A 13,978-nucleotide genomic window follows, 5' to 3' on the forward strand; every position below is an offset into this window, starting at 1 on the left:
CTGCCCCGCTCGCCCGCTTCCGGGCGGCCGCGCCGCATGCCCGCCCCAGGGCGGCCGTGCCCCTCGCGCAGGAGAGCGCTGCGCCCATGGCTGTCCGCGCGCCCGCGCGACCCGCGCGTCCGATGCGAGGGAGAGTGCACGCGGCGACCATACCAAAGAACTCGACAGCCGACGACTTGTCGGCCCCCGGCGGCGCGCGGGCGCGCGCCCACGCGCCCGCGCCGTCGACCGTCCCGAGCACCGCTCCGACCGCCGTCACCCCGGAGACGGGCGCCGGTCGCAAGCTCGTCCGGCAACAGTTAACTCTTTAACGCCACCCCCGATGCGCATGTGCGACAGGTGCTTAACTCATCGAAAGAGCTCGCGTTCGAGCGTCGGCGAGCGTTGGCAACGTTCTTGCCTTGGGGGACTGCCTCGCGCTGCGCCCTGTGCGCCGTGAAGGGTGAGCTTGTGCGTCGATCTCGACAGGCAGCTTCCGGAGGATCGTTGATGAATCGAATTTTTAGGCGTGCGGTGCTCCTCGGCACCGTCGCGCTGACCGTCGTGGGGGCGGGCTGCGCCGAGGAGCGGCCGTCCATCAGAAGGGTGCAGAGCGATGCGCTCGCCAAGTCCTTCTTCGCTGGAAAGGACCTGAAGGACATCGTCGATGACCCCGAGTTCTACATGCGGGGTACGGTCGTCGACGTCGGGTACGGCGCCGCCCAAGATGGCCTCTTCACGTCGACCTACGCCCAGCCCGTCTCCCGGATCAAGTGGGAGATCACCGAGCGTCAGCTCAACGCCCGGCTCGCCTACGAGCGCATCGAGGGGACCGACGGCAAGGGCAACACCTACAACGGGCTCGCCAAGAAGACGACGAACGACGGCCAGATCGTCGCGAGCTACGCGATCGAGTCGCATTTCGACATCGTCCGCGACTACAACCCGTCGACCGGCGAGGAGTCCAACGTCATCGTCGAGAACACGAGCGACCGGCTCTGGTACGAGCGCGAGTACTTCCGCGTCGACTGGTCCCGCAACCTCGCCACCGACGCCTACAACTTCGACACCCTGTCGCAGCTCGGCATCTACGGAGGTGTCGAGTACGAGCCGCTCGCCTATTACGTCAGCGATCCCGCGTCCGCCGACGCCCCGCGGTTCGACGTGGAGGACGGCTACTTCGACGTCACGACGAAGGCGTTCGCCACGCCCGTCCTGCTCGACCTCTCGAGCCTCGGCTGGGGCATCGACAAGTTCCCGGCCTGCATGCTCCCGGGCGATTTCGCCGGCGGCACCGACCCGTACGGCAACTGCAACCCGGTCGAGATCACGATCCGACAGTCGTTCAAGAAGGTGGTCGACAACGACTACGAGCCGGTCGACTTCGACGGCGTGAGGTTCCAGGCGTTCGGCATCTTCACCGCCGATTCCCGCTACGGCTACGAGCGCAATTACGGCATCGTGGACAACCAGTGGCGGCGCTTCGCGTCCCGCTACAACCTCTGGAAGCGCAGCCACTTCTACGACAACCCCGAGACGATGGAGGGCGCGATCGCCTGCGCGACCCGGGAGACGGCCCCGGGCGGCGACGTGAACGCCGATCCGAACCTCGACAAGGACAATGACGGCACCGCGGACGCGTGCGCGGCGGCCGGCGCGGGCTCGCAGTGCGACGTGTACAAGCAGAAGTGCACGCTGCCTTACGCGGATCGCGAGGCCGTCGTCATCCCCTGGTACGTCGGCGGCGACACGTCGGAGGACATCTTCGAGGCGACCCAGTGGGCCGCCGAGGAGTGGGATCTCGCGATGAAGACCGCGATCCAGACCTCGCGCCTCGTCGAGTGCCGGAAGACGGGCGGCGAGGACTGCGACGCGAAGTTCCCGATGTGGAAGGGCCAGCAGGACGACATCGACGAGGCCGTCGCGCTCACGCGCAAGCTGAACGCGTGCCGCCGCGAGCAGGGCTGGGACGCGCCGGCGTGCGACGACCAGGCCAGGCAGGCCGTGGAGCAGCTCTCTCAGCGGCGCGGCGGCGACCAGGCGACGCTCGCGATCGGAGGCGTCGTCACGCAGCCGTCCGTGATCGTGCTCTGCCACAACCCCATCATCGAGGGCGATCACCCCGCCTGCGGCGACACGAGCGTTCCCCTCGAGGAGCGCGTCGCCCCGCGGCTCGGCGATCTCCGCTACAACAGCGTGCTCATCGTCGACAAGCCGCAGAAGCCGTCGCCCTGGGGCATCATGGCCGACGCGGACGACCCGCTCACCGGCGAGAAGGTGGCCGCCAGCATCAACATCTGGAGCCACGTCACCGACTCCGCGGCGCAGCAGCTGGTCGACATCGTCCGCTACATCAACGGCGAGATCCCGACCTCCGAGATCACCGACGGCAAGTACATCCGCGACTGGGCCCAGGCGAGCCGCATCTCCGGCGGCGGCCAGGGGCCCACGATGACGAAGCGCGAGGTCACGTCGCGGCTCGCGAGCGCCACGAAGCTCGACCCCGAGGCGTACGAGAGCCTCGTCGCGCAGGGCGTCTCCCCGCAGCTCAAGGCGCTCATCGAGCCGATGAAGGCGAAGGTCGCCGACATCGCGGTGCGGGGCGACATCCCCTCCCCGCAGCAGGCGGTCGTGGGCGCCCGCATGAAGGCCGCCCGGGGCAGCCTCGCCGAGTCGGAGCTCATGAACCCGGCGATGCTGAAGCGCGCGGGCGTCCCCGCCGGCCTGCCCATCGAGGGCCCGCTCGCGGACGCGGCGTCGCCGTTCGCGATGAACAACCCGAAGCTGCACTCGCAGCTCCGGCACATGCACGACAACGCGCTCGCCGAGCGCGGCGCCTGCATCCTGCACGAGGCCCCCGAGGCCACGGCGATGACGGGCCTCGCGGAGGCGCTCCGCGAGAAGTTCCCCGTCGGCGACGAGGAGACGGCCGACGAGAAGCGGGGGCGCTACGAGAAGATGTTCAAGTACATCCAGCGCCGTTACCAGTACGCGGTCATCGCGCACGAGATGGGGCACTCCGTCGGCCTCCGGCACAACTTCGTGAGCAGCTACGCCTCGCTCTTCTTCCGGCCCCAGTACTGGCAGCTCAGGACGAAGAACGGAAAGGTCAAGGCGGCGTGCGCCGGTGAGGCGGGCGAGAGCCCGGAGGAGTGCGTCGGCCCCCGCTACTTCGACGCGATCACGGACGAAGAGCAGAAGAACATGATCTGGATGTTCCAGCACTCCACGGTCATGGACTACCCGGGCGACGTCTCGCAGGACCTGGTCGGCCTGGGCGTCTACGACTTCGCGGCCGCGCGCTTCTTCTACGGCGACACCGTGAGCGTCTACGACAACGGCGAGCGCAACTACCTCGCCGGCGGCAGGATCGGCGGCGGGCTCCTCGCCGCCGCGGACAACTTCGGCGGGCTGGCCGGCATCAAGTACGGCATGTTCGCGAAGGGCAACGCCACGAACGCGCCCAGCGTCAACGACTTCCACTACTCCCAGCTGCAATCGCAGTACGAGGTCATCCGCGACTGCTACGACGTGGAGGCGACCCCGCCCGCGGCGTGGAACGAGCAGCTCGACGGCAAGTGGCACCCGCTCCTCGACGGCGGCATCGTCACGGTCGGCGAGGAGACGAAGCGCTGCCGCCAGCAGCCGGTCGACTACGTCGGCTGGAAGCAGCTGCGCATGCCGCAGGACAACGAGACCGCGCTCGGCGCCTTCCGCGGCGGTCCGGCGGTCGACGCCCAGAGCCGCGTCCGCGTGCCGTACGCGTTCGCGACCGACAACTGGGCCGACCTCGGCAACGTCTCGGTCTTCCGTCACGACAACGGCGCCGACCCGTACGAGCAGCTGATGTTCCTGATCACCACCCAGGAGAACAGGCACATCTTCGACAACTTCCGGCGCAACCTCACGACGTTCAACGTCCGCGCCGCGGCGGACAGGTCCTACGGCCGCTACAACGAGAAGATGCTCGGCATCGCCGGCGGCATCGGGTTCTTCGGGACGATCTACCAGGATCTCGCGACGAACCAGGGCCTGTCGTTCGACACGCTGTGGCCGCTCCTCATCGAAGGCGGCCTCCAGGAGAACGTCGTGGCCGCGACGGTGGCCTTCGATCAGTTCACCAGGCTGCTCGCCCGCCCGGAGGAAGGGCCGCACTACCTGCGCGATCCGCTGTTCAACGACCCGGTCCTCCGCTCGAACCTCGACGGCGACGACTACGGCGCCGGCGAGGACTTCGGCTCCTTCGGCGGCACGACCAACAGCCCGGTGCTGGTCCAGATCCCGAACGGCTCGACCGGCTACCTGAAGGACATCGGGTTCGGCGGTCGCCCGCTCGAGAACAGGAACTCGGAGGACAACGGCGACTTCAACAGCGACTACACGTCCAACGCGGGCAGCTACTACGACAAGATCAACACGGCCATCCTGCTCTCCGAGTCGGAGGACCGGTTCGTGAGCCAGTCCCGCCGCGACTTCTACGACGCCCGCTTCCGCGCGGTCGGCATGGCCGACGTGCTGCCCGAGGGCTACCGCCGCGTGCTCGCCAACGCCCTCACCGGCGACCGCTCGCTCCTCGCGCCTCGCCTCGAGGCCGGCGAGGACGGCTTCCCGGTGCTCGACAAGGCGAGCAAGGATCCCGACCCGCTGGCGAAGGAGTTCCCGGCGCGGCCGATGGGCTGGGTCAGCTGGTGGCCGAACGAGGGGCCGAAGATCTGCTTCCCGACCGACGGGAAGAACCTCTGCACGAACCACACCGGCGGCGGCTTCGACCCGGCGGTCGTGGACCGGACCATCGCGGTCGATCCGCAGATCGGCTGGGAGGTGCAGAAGTTCCTGATCGCGTGGACGCTCGCGAACATCCCCGCGAACGGCAAGACGAACTGGCTCGACATGATGCGCGTCTACCGGCTCGGCAGCGACGCGGACCCGGGCTTCGAGCAGCGCATCGAGTGGCAGGATCCGACGTCCGGGCAGGTCTACTACGCCCGCACGTACGGCATGGAGTGCCTCTTCGGGGCCGGCAAGAACAGGGCGGCCTGCGAGGACTCCGGCGGCAGGTGGGTGCAGAAGGGCATCGCGGCCCGCGTGCTCGAGTACGCCAACGCCCTCACCGCGAAGGGCTACCAGCTCGACACGCGGCACGAGGCGCAGCCGGGCAACCCGGCGGACAGCATCCCCGCGGATCCCGCGTACGTCGCCGACTACGGCCCCGGCTTCAACAAGTACGGTCGCGCGATGATCACGTACCACCCGGACGGCGCCGCGATCATCATCCCGGACCCGGCGATCAAGGACGTGCCCGCGGTCGGCCCGCTCAAGGAGGTGCCGGCGTGCGATCAGAACATCAACGAGAACTGCACCCAGCTCACCATCTACAAGAACCACTACGCGTACGAGCTGAAGGGCTACAAGTCGGTGCCTGACTACCTGCTCAAGATGATGGCCCAGTTCGGCCTCGCGGACCCGGAGCAGCTGGGCATCTTCCTCGACTGATCTCCCCGCGCCGGGGCCCCGCGCTCCCCCTCACAAGCGTCAACCAAGCTTCACGCCGCGTTCTCCTACATCCGAACGTTCACGTTCACGACCACGTAAACGTTCACGTTGGTGACGCCCTGCGCGGCGCCCGGCCGTCCGCGCTCCGCCGGCCCGAGATCGCCTGGCCGAGCCCGCCCTGCTGCCGTTGGAGGTCGCGCGGGCGCCAGGGCGGCACTACGCTCGCCGTGGCGCTGCGCGCGCCGCGGCATGATCCCTTCCCCCGCCCTCCACGCCATCGCCCCGGCCCACCGCTCGGACGCGCGGGCCTTCGCGGCCTACCTCATCGAGCACGTCGCCGAGTCCGGCCGGCGCGGAGTGCCCCATTTCGCCATCGCGACGTCGCTCGCCCCCGACGAGGTCGAGCACAGCGCGCGCGACCGCTGGGGCAAGGGGCTCGACGAGCCGCTCTGGGGGCGGGCCTGGCTGCTCCGGTCGAGCGAGCCGCGGGCGCGCATCATCGGGCACATCGAGCTCCGCGGCGGCCGCTTCTGGTCCGAGGGCCACCGGGCCGTCGTCGCGATGGGCATCCTCGGCCCCCACACCGGGCAGGGCCACGGCCGGCGCCTGCTCGAGACCGCGATCGCGTGGGCCCGCGACGAGGCGGGCCTCGAGTACCTCGATCTCGGCGTCTTCGCCAACAACGAGCGCGCCAGGCGGCTCTACGCGGGGATGGGGTTCGTCCCGATCGGCACCCGGGAGGACGCGTTCCGGGTCGACGGCGCCATCCTGGATGACATCCAGATGACCCTCGCGCTCCGCTCTCCCGACCCGCGCGCTGCCGCCGCGTCGGAGCGCTGAGCCGCGGCGCGGGCGTCCCCGGGCCCGCCCGCGGCCCGGCCGTGCCCCGCACGAGCGCTGGACGCGCGCTGGAGGGTACCCGCCGCGGCGCAGATGCGTCATGAGGACAGCGCCGTCCAGGCGCCGGAGGCCCGGCCATCGCCGGCGGCCGTCACCGCAGTCCATCGCCACCGAAAGCCACCATGCTCCGCTCGCCGCTCCTGCCGATCTTCCTTACCGTCTTCGTCGACGTCCTCGGCCTCACGCTCGTTCTCCCCCTCCTCCCGTTCTACGCAGAGCACTTCGGCGCCAGCGAGCTCGTGGTCGGCGTGCTCGCGGCGAGCTACGCGGTCTGTCAGCTCGTCTCCGGGCCGATCCTCGGCCGGATCTCGGACCGGGTGGGCCGCAAACCGACGCTGCTCGCGAGCCAGACCGGCACGTTCCTCGGGTTCCTGGTGCTCGGCTCGGCGAGCTCGCTCTGGATGCTGTTCCTCGGGAGGATCATCGACGGGCTCACGGCCGGGAACCTGACGATCGCGCAGGCGTACATCAGCGACGTGACCCGGCCCGAGGAGCGCACCAAGGCGTTCGGCCTGATCGGCATCGCCTTCGGCTCCGGGTTCCTGCTCGGCCCGGCCATCACGGGGGAGCTCGCGAGCCGCTTCGGCTACGGCGCGCCAGCGTACGGCGCGGCGGCGCTGTCGCTCCTTTCGGTCCTCCTCACGGCCACGCTGCTCCCGGCGAAGCCGCCCTTGCCGGCGGCCCAGGACGGGTCGAGCGCCGCGGCCGCCCGGCCGGCGTCGCTCGGCCGCGGAGACGCCTTCCGGCGGTACTTCGACCGGCCGCTCCCGCGCCGCCGGCTGCTCGAGTTCTTCGCCTTCTCCCTCTCCTTCTCGACGCTCATCGGCGGCCTTGCGCTCTTCCTCGAGCGGCGCTTCGCGTTCGGCGTCAAGGAGACGGGCTACCTCTACGCCTTCTCCGGGCTCATCGGCGGCAGCATCCAGGGCGGCCTGATCGGCCGGCTGGCGAAGCGGTACGGCGAGGAGCGGCTCGCGCTGCTCGGCTTCGGCGCGATGGTGGTCGGCTACGGCCTGCTCGGCGTCGCGTACACCCTGCCCGTGCTGCTCACGCTCGTGGGGATCGCGGCGTTCGGCGCGGCGGTGGTGCGGCCGGCCATCACCACGCTCCTCACGAAGAGCGTCGGCCGCGACGAGCAGGGCGCGGCGCTCGGCGTGAGCCAGTCGCTGGCGAGCATCTCGCAGATCATCGGCCCCATCGGCGCCGGCTGGCTGATCGAGCACCGGGCGCTCGCGGCGTACGGCCTGATGGCGGCGAGCTTCGCCGCCGTCGGCGTCCTCCTCGGCCTGCAGAAGATCCCCGTCGGCGAGCCGGTCGAGCTCTGAGCGGCCTGCTCAGGCGCGCGCGCCCTTCACGAAGGGCAGCAGGGCGTCGACGAGCGGCGGCGTGGCGTCGTCGAGCCGCCGGGGGTTGTGCCAGGCGAACGGCTCGACGAGGCGCGACGGCCGGAGGCCGAGCTTGCCGCGCGAGCACTCCACGAGGAGCGACAGCGCCCCGTGGCGATCGTGGAGCCAGTCGATCTCCAGGCCCGCCTTGCGGACGCCCCAGGCGAAGCGGACGTAGGACATGGCGCGGTACGGCCTGCGGTCCGCCGCGCGCGCGACGCGCTGCGCGAAGGCGCGGTGCTCGGCGGCGTCGGCCACGGGCCAGAGGCTGTGCGCCGGCGGGTACAGCACGGCGCCGCCGGCGCTGTGCAGCGACAGGGCGCGGTCGATCCGGCGCGACGACAGCGCGTGCGCGATGGCCTCCACCTCCGGCTCGCTGGCGGGGCGGCTGCCAGGCGAGAAGAGGAGCCCGATGAAGCGCTGGATGAGGCCGCGCTCGTACCATCCCGCGTCGAAGTTCCGGTTCAGGTCGACGCCCCGGGCATTGCCCCGCACGTACCGGTGTCGCCCGGCGCGGAGGTTCATCTCGACGCGGAGGAGCCCATCCGGGTTCACGATCGGGACGGCGAGGATCGACCGGCCCCCGAGGTCCTGGGTCGCGAGGCGATCGAGCAGCGCGAGGTGGGCCTCGATGCCGATCCACTCGAGGGGGTGGATCCCGGACAGGATCACCGTCGTCCGCACGCGCTCGCGCGAGCCGGCTCCCGTCGAGGGGCGCAGGCTGGCGCGCTCGGCGCGCTCGGCCAGCTGAGCGAGGACGGCGTCGCCCGGCGCCGGGTCGTCCGCGCCGCCCGGCGCGCGGCTGCCATCGGCATCTGGCGTGCCATCCGGCGTGCTACCGAGCGGACGGAGCGAGACGCCGTTCGCAACGCTCCGTCCTCCCTGGGCGGCCGGCGTCAGGAGGCCCGCGGCTTGCTTCTCGCCGCGCGCAGCGGCCAGGCTGGCTGCGCCTAGGTGAACGGCGAGCAGCGGCTCGCCCCGGATCGAGCGCCCGATCAGCGTGACCTGCGCCCCGCGGTCGGCGAGCCGCTCGATCGCCTCCAGGAGCTCGCCGTACCCGCGGTAGGGACCGAGCCCGCGGCGAGCGAGCAGACGGGAGAGCGGCGCGCGTCGGTGTACAAAGAGGGCCGCCCTCAGGGCAGCCCGGCCTTGCTCTTCCGACGCCTGATCGGACTTCGGCATGCAGGGCTCACCTTTACCCTAGATGGCACCAACTATAGACCACCGGCCGCGCATTCGTGCGATCCGGACCAGGTCAAACCAGGGATTACCGTGGCAGCGGGCACGCGTATGGAATTCGACGGCAGCGGGTGGGCGGAAGGACGTATCGAGCTGCTGCCTCCGAGCCAGGGGTGGTCGCTGCTGTCGCCGGAGCCCGAAGCGCGGATCGACGAGCACCGCTGGGCACATCAGGCGCGCGTCTTCTTCGGAGCGGAGCTCACGCTCGTGCAGAAGAAGGCGTACCCGTCGGGGACCACGCCGATGGCCGACGCCGTCGAGGTGGACGTCGCGCGCACCTCCTCGACGCCGCGCACGCCGAGCCGCGTGCTCGTCATGACAGTGCCGCTCGATCGCGCGCCGCTCGTGCGCGCGACCGCCGCGGCGGGGGTGCGGGCGATCGGCGGCCGCGGGTTCGACGCGCTGCTCGCGCGGGCGCGGCGGGTCTGGCAGGTGCGAGAGCCGCTGATCGCCGGCGACGACGCGCGAGCGCCCCTGGTCGTCACCGCGGTGCTCGCGGCGGTGCTGCTCGCGCCCGTGGTGCCGCCCGGCGAAGAGACGATCTTCGGGGTGAAGGGGGCCAGAGAGCGGCTGCAGCGGCTCGGCTGGTGACGGGGCGGCGCGTCGCGCCCGCCCTCGGCCGCCTGCCGAGGATGTCGTCCTCGGCGCTCTGAGGTGCCTGCTCGTCGGGCGCCTGTACTAGCGTGCGCGCCCGTGCGCTCCCGCTTCCCGCTCGTGGCCGCCCTGTTCTTCGTCTCTGGCGCGACCGGCCTCCTCTACGAGGTCGCCTTCTCCAAGCTGCTCGCCTACGTCTTCGGCGCCACCGCGTATGCCGTGAGCACGGTCCTCGCCGCCTTCATGGGCGGCCTCGCCCTCGGCGCGCACCTCGGCGGGCGCCACGCCGCGTCCGCGCGCCGCCCGCTCGTCGTCTACGGCGCGCTCGAGGCGATCGTCGGCGCGATCTGCGCCGTCTCGCCGTTCCTGTTCGAGGCGCTGACCTCGGCCTACGTCGCCGTCGCCCGCGCAGCGCCCGACTCGCTCGCGCTGCTCACCGCGGCGCGCGCCGCGCTGACCGCGCTCGTTGTCGTCGTCCCCACGGTCGCGATGGGCGCCACGCTCCCGGTGCTCTCGCGCATCCTCCGCGCCGGCAACGCGCCGGGCGGCGGTGCGCCCCCCGCCGAGCACGACGCCGCGCGCCGCCTCGCCTCGCTCTACGCCATCAACACGGCGGGCGGCGCGGCCGGCGCGCTCTCCGGCGCCTACGTGGTCCTCCCGCACCTCGGCATCCGAGGCGCGCTCTGGTCCGCGGCGATCGCCAACCTCGTCCTCGGCGTCGTCGCGATCTCCGCCGGGCTGCGCGGCCCGGCGCCTGCTGCCGCCGCCCCCGACGCGCGCTCCCCCGAGGCCCCCGACGCGCGCTCCCCCGAGGCCCCCGACGCGCGCTCCCCCGAGGCCCGCACCGCGGACGCTCCGCCCCCCGCGGCCGCCGGCCGGGCCGAGCCGCCGTTCCTGCTCCTGCTCGCGTTCGCGTCGGGCTTCCTGGTCTTCGCCGCCGAGGTGGTCCAGACCCACCTGCTCGCGCTGCTCATCGGCAACAGCGCCTACGCCTTCGGGCTGATGCTCGCCGTCTTCCTCGTCTGCCTCGCGGCCGGCGCGGCGCGCTCGCCTGCCCTCGCGCGCCGCCACGGCGAGGGCGCGCTCTCCCGGGGGCTCGCCGCCGCCGCGCTCTCCCTCGCCGCCACCGTCCCGCTCTGGGACCAGCTCCCCCGGCTCTTCGCCTTCGCGGGCAAGCACGTCGACGGGTGGGCCGGCCGCGAGGCGTGCCGCGCGCTCGCCGCCCTCGCGATCCTCGCGCTGCCCACGCTGTGCATGGGCACCACCTTCCCCCTGCTCCTCGCGCGCGCCGCCGCGCACGCGGACGTCGCCGCGCGCGTCGGCAGGCTGACCTCCGCGAACACCCTGGGCACGATCGCCGGATCCATCGTCACCGGTTACCTCATCCTGCCCGCGCTCGGCTCGGAGCGCGCGCTCCTGACGATCGCGCTCGCCTTCGCCCTCACGGCCGTCCTCGCCGCCGCGCGCGCCGGGGCGGAGCTCCCCCGCGCCCTCGCGCTGGCCGCGGCGGCCGGGGCGCTCGCCGTGCTCGCGCCCCGCTGGGACATGGCCCGCCTCACGAGCGGCGCGAACGTCTATTTCGCCATGGGGCCGCGCCCCGAGCGCATCGACTTCGTGCGCGAGGACGTGCACGGCGGCGTCACCACGGTCGCGCACCTCGCCGGCGTCACGACCATGTACACGAACGGCAAGTTCCAGGGCGACGACGGCCCCGAGATGACGGCGCAGCGGCGGTTCGCGCACTTCCCCTCGCTCTTCCTCCGCGACACGCGCGCCGCGCTCGTCATCGGCCTGGGCACCGGCACGACGACCGGCACCATCGCGGCCTACCCCTTCGAGCGCATCGACGTCGCCGAGATCTCGCCCGCGATCGTCGAGGCGTCTCGGCGCTTCTTCGCCGGCCCGAGCCTCCGCGCGCTCGACGATCCCCGCGTCCGCCTCTCGCTCAACGACGGCAGGAACGAGCTGCTCGTCGCCGCCCCGGGCCGCTACGATCTCATCGCCATCGAGCTCACCAGCGTCTGGTTCGCGGGCGCCGCGAGCCTCTACAGCCACGAGTTCTACGAGCTCGCCCGGTCCCGGCTCACCGAGGGCGGCGTCCTGCAGCAGTGGGTGCAGCTCCACCACATCCGGCGGCGCGAGCTCGCCGTCGTGGTGAGGACGATGCGCAGCGCGTTCCCGCACGTCGCGCTGTTCGTGGGCGGCGCGCAGGGCATCCTCGTCGCGAGCGGCGCGCCGCTCATCGCCTCGGGGGCGCGCCTCGCCGAGCTCGACGCGCGCCCGTCGCTCCAGGCGACGCTCGCCGGCGCGCGGCTCGAGGACCTCCTCGACGCCCTCGTCGCCTCGGGCGACGATCTCGACCGCCTCGTCGCCGACGCGGCCGAGGACGGCGGCCCGATCCTGTCCACGGACGACAACCTCTACCTCGAGTACGCCACGCCGAAGGGGAACGTGCTCCCGTACGGCGCGTCGCTCGACGCGACGCTCGCGCTCCTCGAGCGGTACCGGACGCGGGCGCCGCGCGCGCGGCACCTCGCGCCCTGAGGTCGCTCAGCCCCCGCCCGCGGGCGCCGCGCCCTGAGGTCGCTCAGCCCCCGCCCGCGGGCGCCGCGCCACCGCCGTCCCGTGGCGGCGCGCTCTCCTTGGCCGGCGCGCTCGGCGCGGGGGGCTCGCCCTCCTGCGCCTCCGACGTGGCCCGCGGCTTGACCTGCACCGGCTTGATCTCGTCGCCGGTCGCCACGAAGCCCTTGCGGGGCGGGGGCGCCTTGAGCTGCGCGGCCTGCTCCGCGCGCTGCTTGCGCTGCTCGAGGCTCAGCACCTCCAGCGCCAGGCCGCCCCTGTACGGATCCTGCCCCAGGAAGGGGCGCCCGTTCACCTCGGCCACGTGGAACTCGACCCGGCGGTTCTCGCTGCGGCCTGCCGCGATCTCGTTCGGCCCGAGCGGGCGCGACTCGCCGAAGCCCACGGCGATCAGCCGGTCGCTCGCGACCTCGTGATCGACCAGCCAGTCGGCGACCGCGAGGGCGCGCCGCGCGCTGAGCGCCTGGTTGTGCTCCTCGCTCGACTGCGCGTCCGTGTGCCCCTCGATCCGCAGCCGCGTCACCTCGGGGTGCTCCTTGATGAACTGGAGCAGCGTCTCCAGCGTCTTCTCACTGCCCGGCCGGATCGTCGCTTTGCTCGTGTCGAAGACGATCTTGCCCTCGATGTAGACCTGGCTCTCCCCGCCCTGCTCCGACCACGGCTTCTCCGGGTACCATCGCGGGAGCGCCCGCTGCTCCTCGGCGCGCGGCAGCTCCCGCGGCGGCAGCCGGTTGTCGCTGCACCCCTGGCCGGCGAGCGCGGCGGCCGCGAGCGCCGCCGCGAGCGCGAACGGCAGGGAGGTGCGGGCGGCCTGCTTCCTCTTCGGGTCCATGTCGCCCTGCAGGGTGTCAGAACCGGCGCTAGGACCGCAAGTAACCTGGCGGACGCCGGGCCGACCGGCGCGGAACGCGGCTTATGGTAAGAGGATCGCCATGTCCGCGCTGCCGTCCACGCCCGAGGGCTCGCCCATCGATCCCAAGCTCGCCGGGCTGCGCGCCCGGCTCCGGGAGCTCGACTCGGTCCTCGTCTGCTACTCCGGCGGGGTCGACAGCGCCTTCGTCCTCGCGGTCGCGCACCAGGAGATCGGCCCGAGGGCCGTCGGGATGACCGCGGTCTCGCCGAGCCTCGCGCCGGCCGAGAAGGAAGAGGCCACCTCGATCGCCCGGCTGATCGGCGCCGACCACCGGCTCGTCGAGTCGTCCGAGATCGACGATCCGCGCTACGTCGCGAACAACCCGGATCGCTGCTTCCACTGCAAGAGCGAGCTCTACCGGATCGCCGCGCGAAAGCGATCCGAGTGGGCGCTCGCGGCGATCGTGAACGGCACCAACACCGACGACCTCGGCGACTACCGCCCCGGGCTGGAGGCGGCGCGGGAGGCGGGCGTGCTGAGCCCCCTCGTCGAGCTCGGCTTCAGCAAGGCCGACGTGCGCGCCGGCGCGGCGCGCGTCGGCCTGCCCATCTGGGACAAGCCGGCCGCGGCCTGCCTCTCCAGCCGGATCCCTTACGGGACCAGCGTCACGCGCGAGCGGCTCGCGCAGATCGGCGGCTTCGAGGCGGCGCTGCGCGGCCTCGGGTTCCGCCAGGTCCGCGTCCGCTACCACGACGACCTCGCGCGCATCGAGCTCGACGCGGGCGAGCTCGCGCGCGCCGCCGAGCCGCCGGTGCGCGCCGAGATCGTGGCCGCCGGCAAGCGGCACGGCTTCCGGTACGTGACGCTCGATCTCGGCGGGTACAGGACCGGCAGCCACAACGAGGTCCTCGTCGGCCGCGCCCTCAAGATCGTGAGCTGATCTCGCTGGAGCCGCTGC

The 13,978-nt window shown here is 72.3% G+C and carries 8 protein-coding genes; 6 read left to right on the top strand and 2 right to left on the bottom strand.

Annotated elements, in window-relative coordinates; all coding sequences use genetic code 11:
* Positions 1 to 489: 489 nt before the first annotated feature.
* The 3 genes from WMF34_RS30060 (at position 490) to WMF34_RS30070 (ending at position 7,694) form a co-directional block, all read left to right on the top strand.
* A complete protein-coding gene (locus WMF34_RS30060; RefSeq protein WP_437989951.1) occupies positions 490 to 5,472 on the top strand; it encodes a hypothetical protein in 4,983 nt (1,660 codons plus the stop codon).
* 249 nt (positions 5,473 to 5,721) lie between these two features.
* Positions 5,722 to 6,312: an N-acetyltransferase family protein gene (locus WMF34_RS30065; protein ID WP_437989952.1), complete on the top strand. Its 591-nt coding sequence runs from the start codon at positions 5,722 to 5,724 to the stop codon at positions 6,310 to 6,312.
* A 182-nt stretch (positions 6,313 to 6,494) separates the two neighbouring features.
* Complete coding sequence (locus tag WMF34_RS30070; protein WP_437989953.1) at positions 6,495 to 7,694, top strand: MFS transporter; 1,200 nt, start codon at positions 6,495 to 6,497, stop codon at positions 7,692 to 7,694.
* Positions 7,695 to 7,703: 9 nt separating this feature from the next.
* Here WMF34_RS30070 and WMF34_RS30075 read toward each other — a convergent pair whose 3' ends face one another.
* Positions 7,704 to 8,936: a M14 family metallopeptidase gene (locus WMF34_RS30075; protein WP_012238474.1), complete on the bottom strand. Its 1,233-nt coding sequence runs from the start codon at positions 8,934 to 8,936 to the stop codon at positions 7,704 to 7,706.
* Positions 8,937 to 9,044: 108 nt separating this feature from the next.
* Here WMF34_RS30075 and WMF34_RS30080 point away from each other — a divergent pair, with 108 nt between their 5' ends.
* Both WMF34_RS30080 and WMF34_RS30085 read left to right on the top strand, forming a co-directional pair.
* A complete protein-coding gene (locus tag WMF34_RS30080) occupies positions 9,045 to 9,584 on the top strand; it encodes a hypothetical protein (protein WP_012238475.1) in 540 nt (179 codons plus the stop codon).
* A gap of 102 nt (positions 9,585 to 9,686) precedes the next feature.
* Complete coding sequence (locus tag WMF34_RS30085) at positions 9,687 to 12,131, top strand: fused MFS/spermidine synthase (RefSeq protein ID WP_437989954.1); 2,445 nt, start codon at positions 9,687 to 9,689, stop codon at positions 12,129 to 12,131.
* A gap of 43 nt (positions 12,132 to 12,174) precedes the next feature.
* On the opposite strand, the gene WMF34_RS30090 is transcribed toward WMF34_RS30085, so the two are convergent.
* Complete coding sequence (locus WMF34_RS30090; RefSeq protein ID WP_012238477.1) at positions 12,175 to 12,999, bottom strand: OmpA family protein; 825 nt, start codon at positions 12,997 to 12,999, stop codon at positions 12,175 to 12,177.
* 100 nt (positions 13,000 to 13,099) lie between these two features.
* On the opposite strand from WMF34_RS30090, the gene larE reads away from it, so the two are divergent.
* Positions 13,100 to 13,960, top strand: a complete 861-nt coding sequence (larE, locus tag WMF34_RS30095) for an ATP-dependent sacrificial sulfur transferase LarE (RefSeq protein ID WP_437989955.1) — start codon at positions 13,100 to 13,102, stop codon at positions 13,958 to 13,960.
* The last annotated feature ends 18 nt before the right edge of the window (positions 13,961 to 13,978 follow it).

It is taken from the genome of Sorangium sp. So ce145 (assembly GCF_051525985.1).
GTDB classification, from domain to species: Bacteria; Myxococcota_A; Polyangia; order Polyangiales; family Polyangiaceae; genus Sorangium; species Sorangium cellulosum_B.

Bases quoted from the DNA above. Each gene is read 5' to 3' on its own strand.
- WMF34_RS30060 (WP_437989951.1), top strand. From the start codon at position 490: ATGAATCGAATTTTTAGGCGTGCGGTGCTCCTCGGCACCGTCGCGCTG.
- WMF34_RS30065 (WP_437989952.1), top strand. From the start codon at position 5,722: ATGATCCCTTCCCCCGCCCTCCACGCCATCGCCCCGGCCCACCGCTCG.
- WMF34_RS30070 (WP_437989953.1), top strand. From the start codon at position 6,495: ATGCTCCGCTCGCCGCTCCTGCCGATCTTCCTTACCGTCTTCGTCGAC.
- WMF34_RS30075 (WP_012238474.1), bottom strand. From the start codon at position 8,936: ATGCCGAAGTCCGATCAGGCGTCGGAAGAGCAAGGCCGGGCTGCCCTG.
- WMF34_RS30080 (WP_012238475.1), top strand. From the start codon at position 9,045: ATGGAATTCGACGGCAGCGGGTGGGCGGAAGGACGTATCGAGCTGCTG.
- WMF34_RS30090 (WP_012238477.1), bottom strand. From the start codon at position 12,999: ATGGACCCGAAGAGGAAGCAGGCCGCCCGCACCTCCCTGCCGTTCGCG.
- larE (WP_437989955.1), top strand. From the start codon at position 13,100: ATGTCCGCGCTGCCGTCCACGCCCGAGGGCTCGCCCATCGATCCCAAG.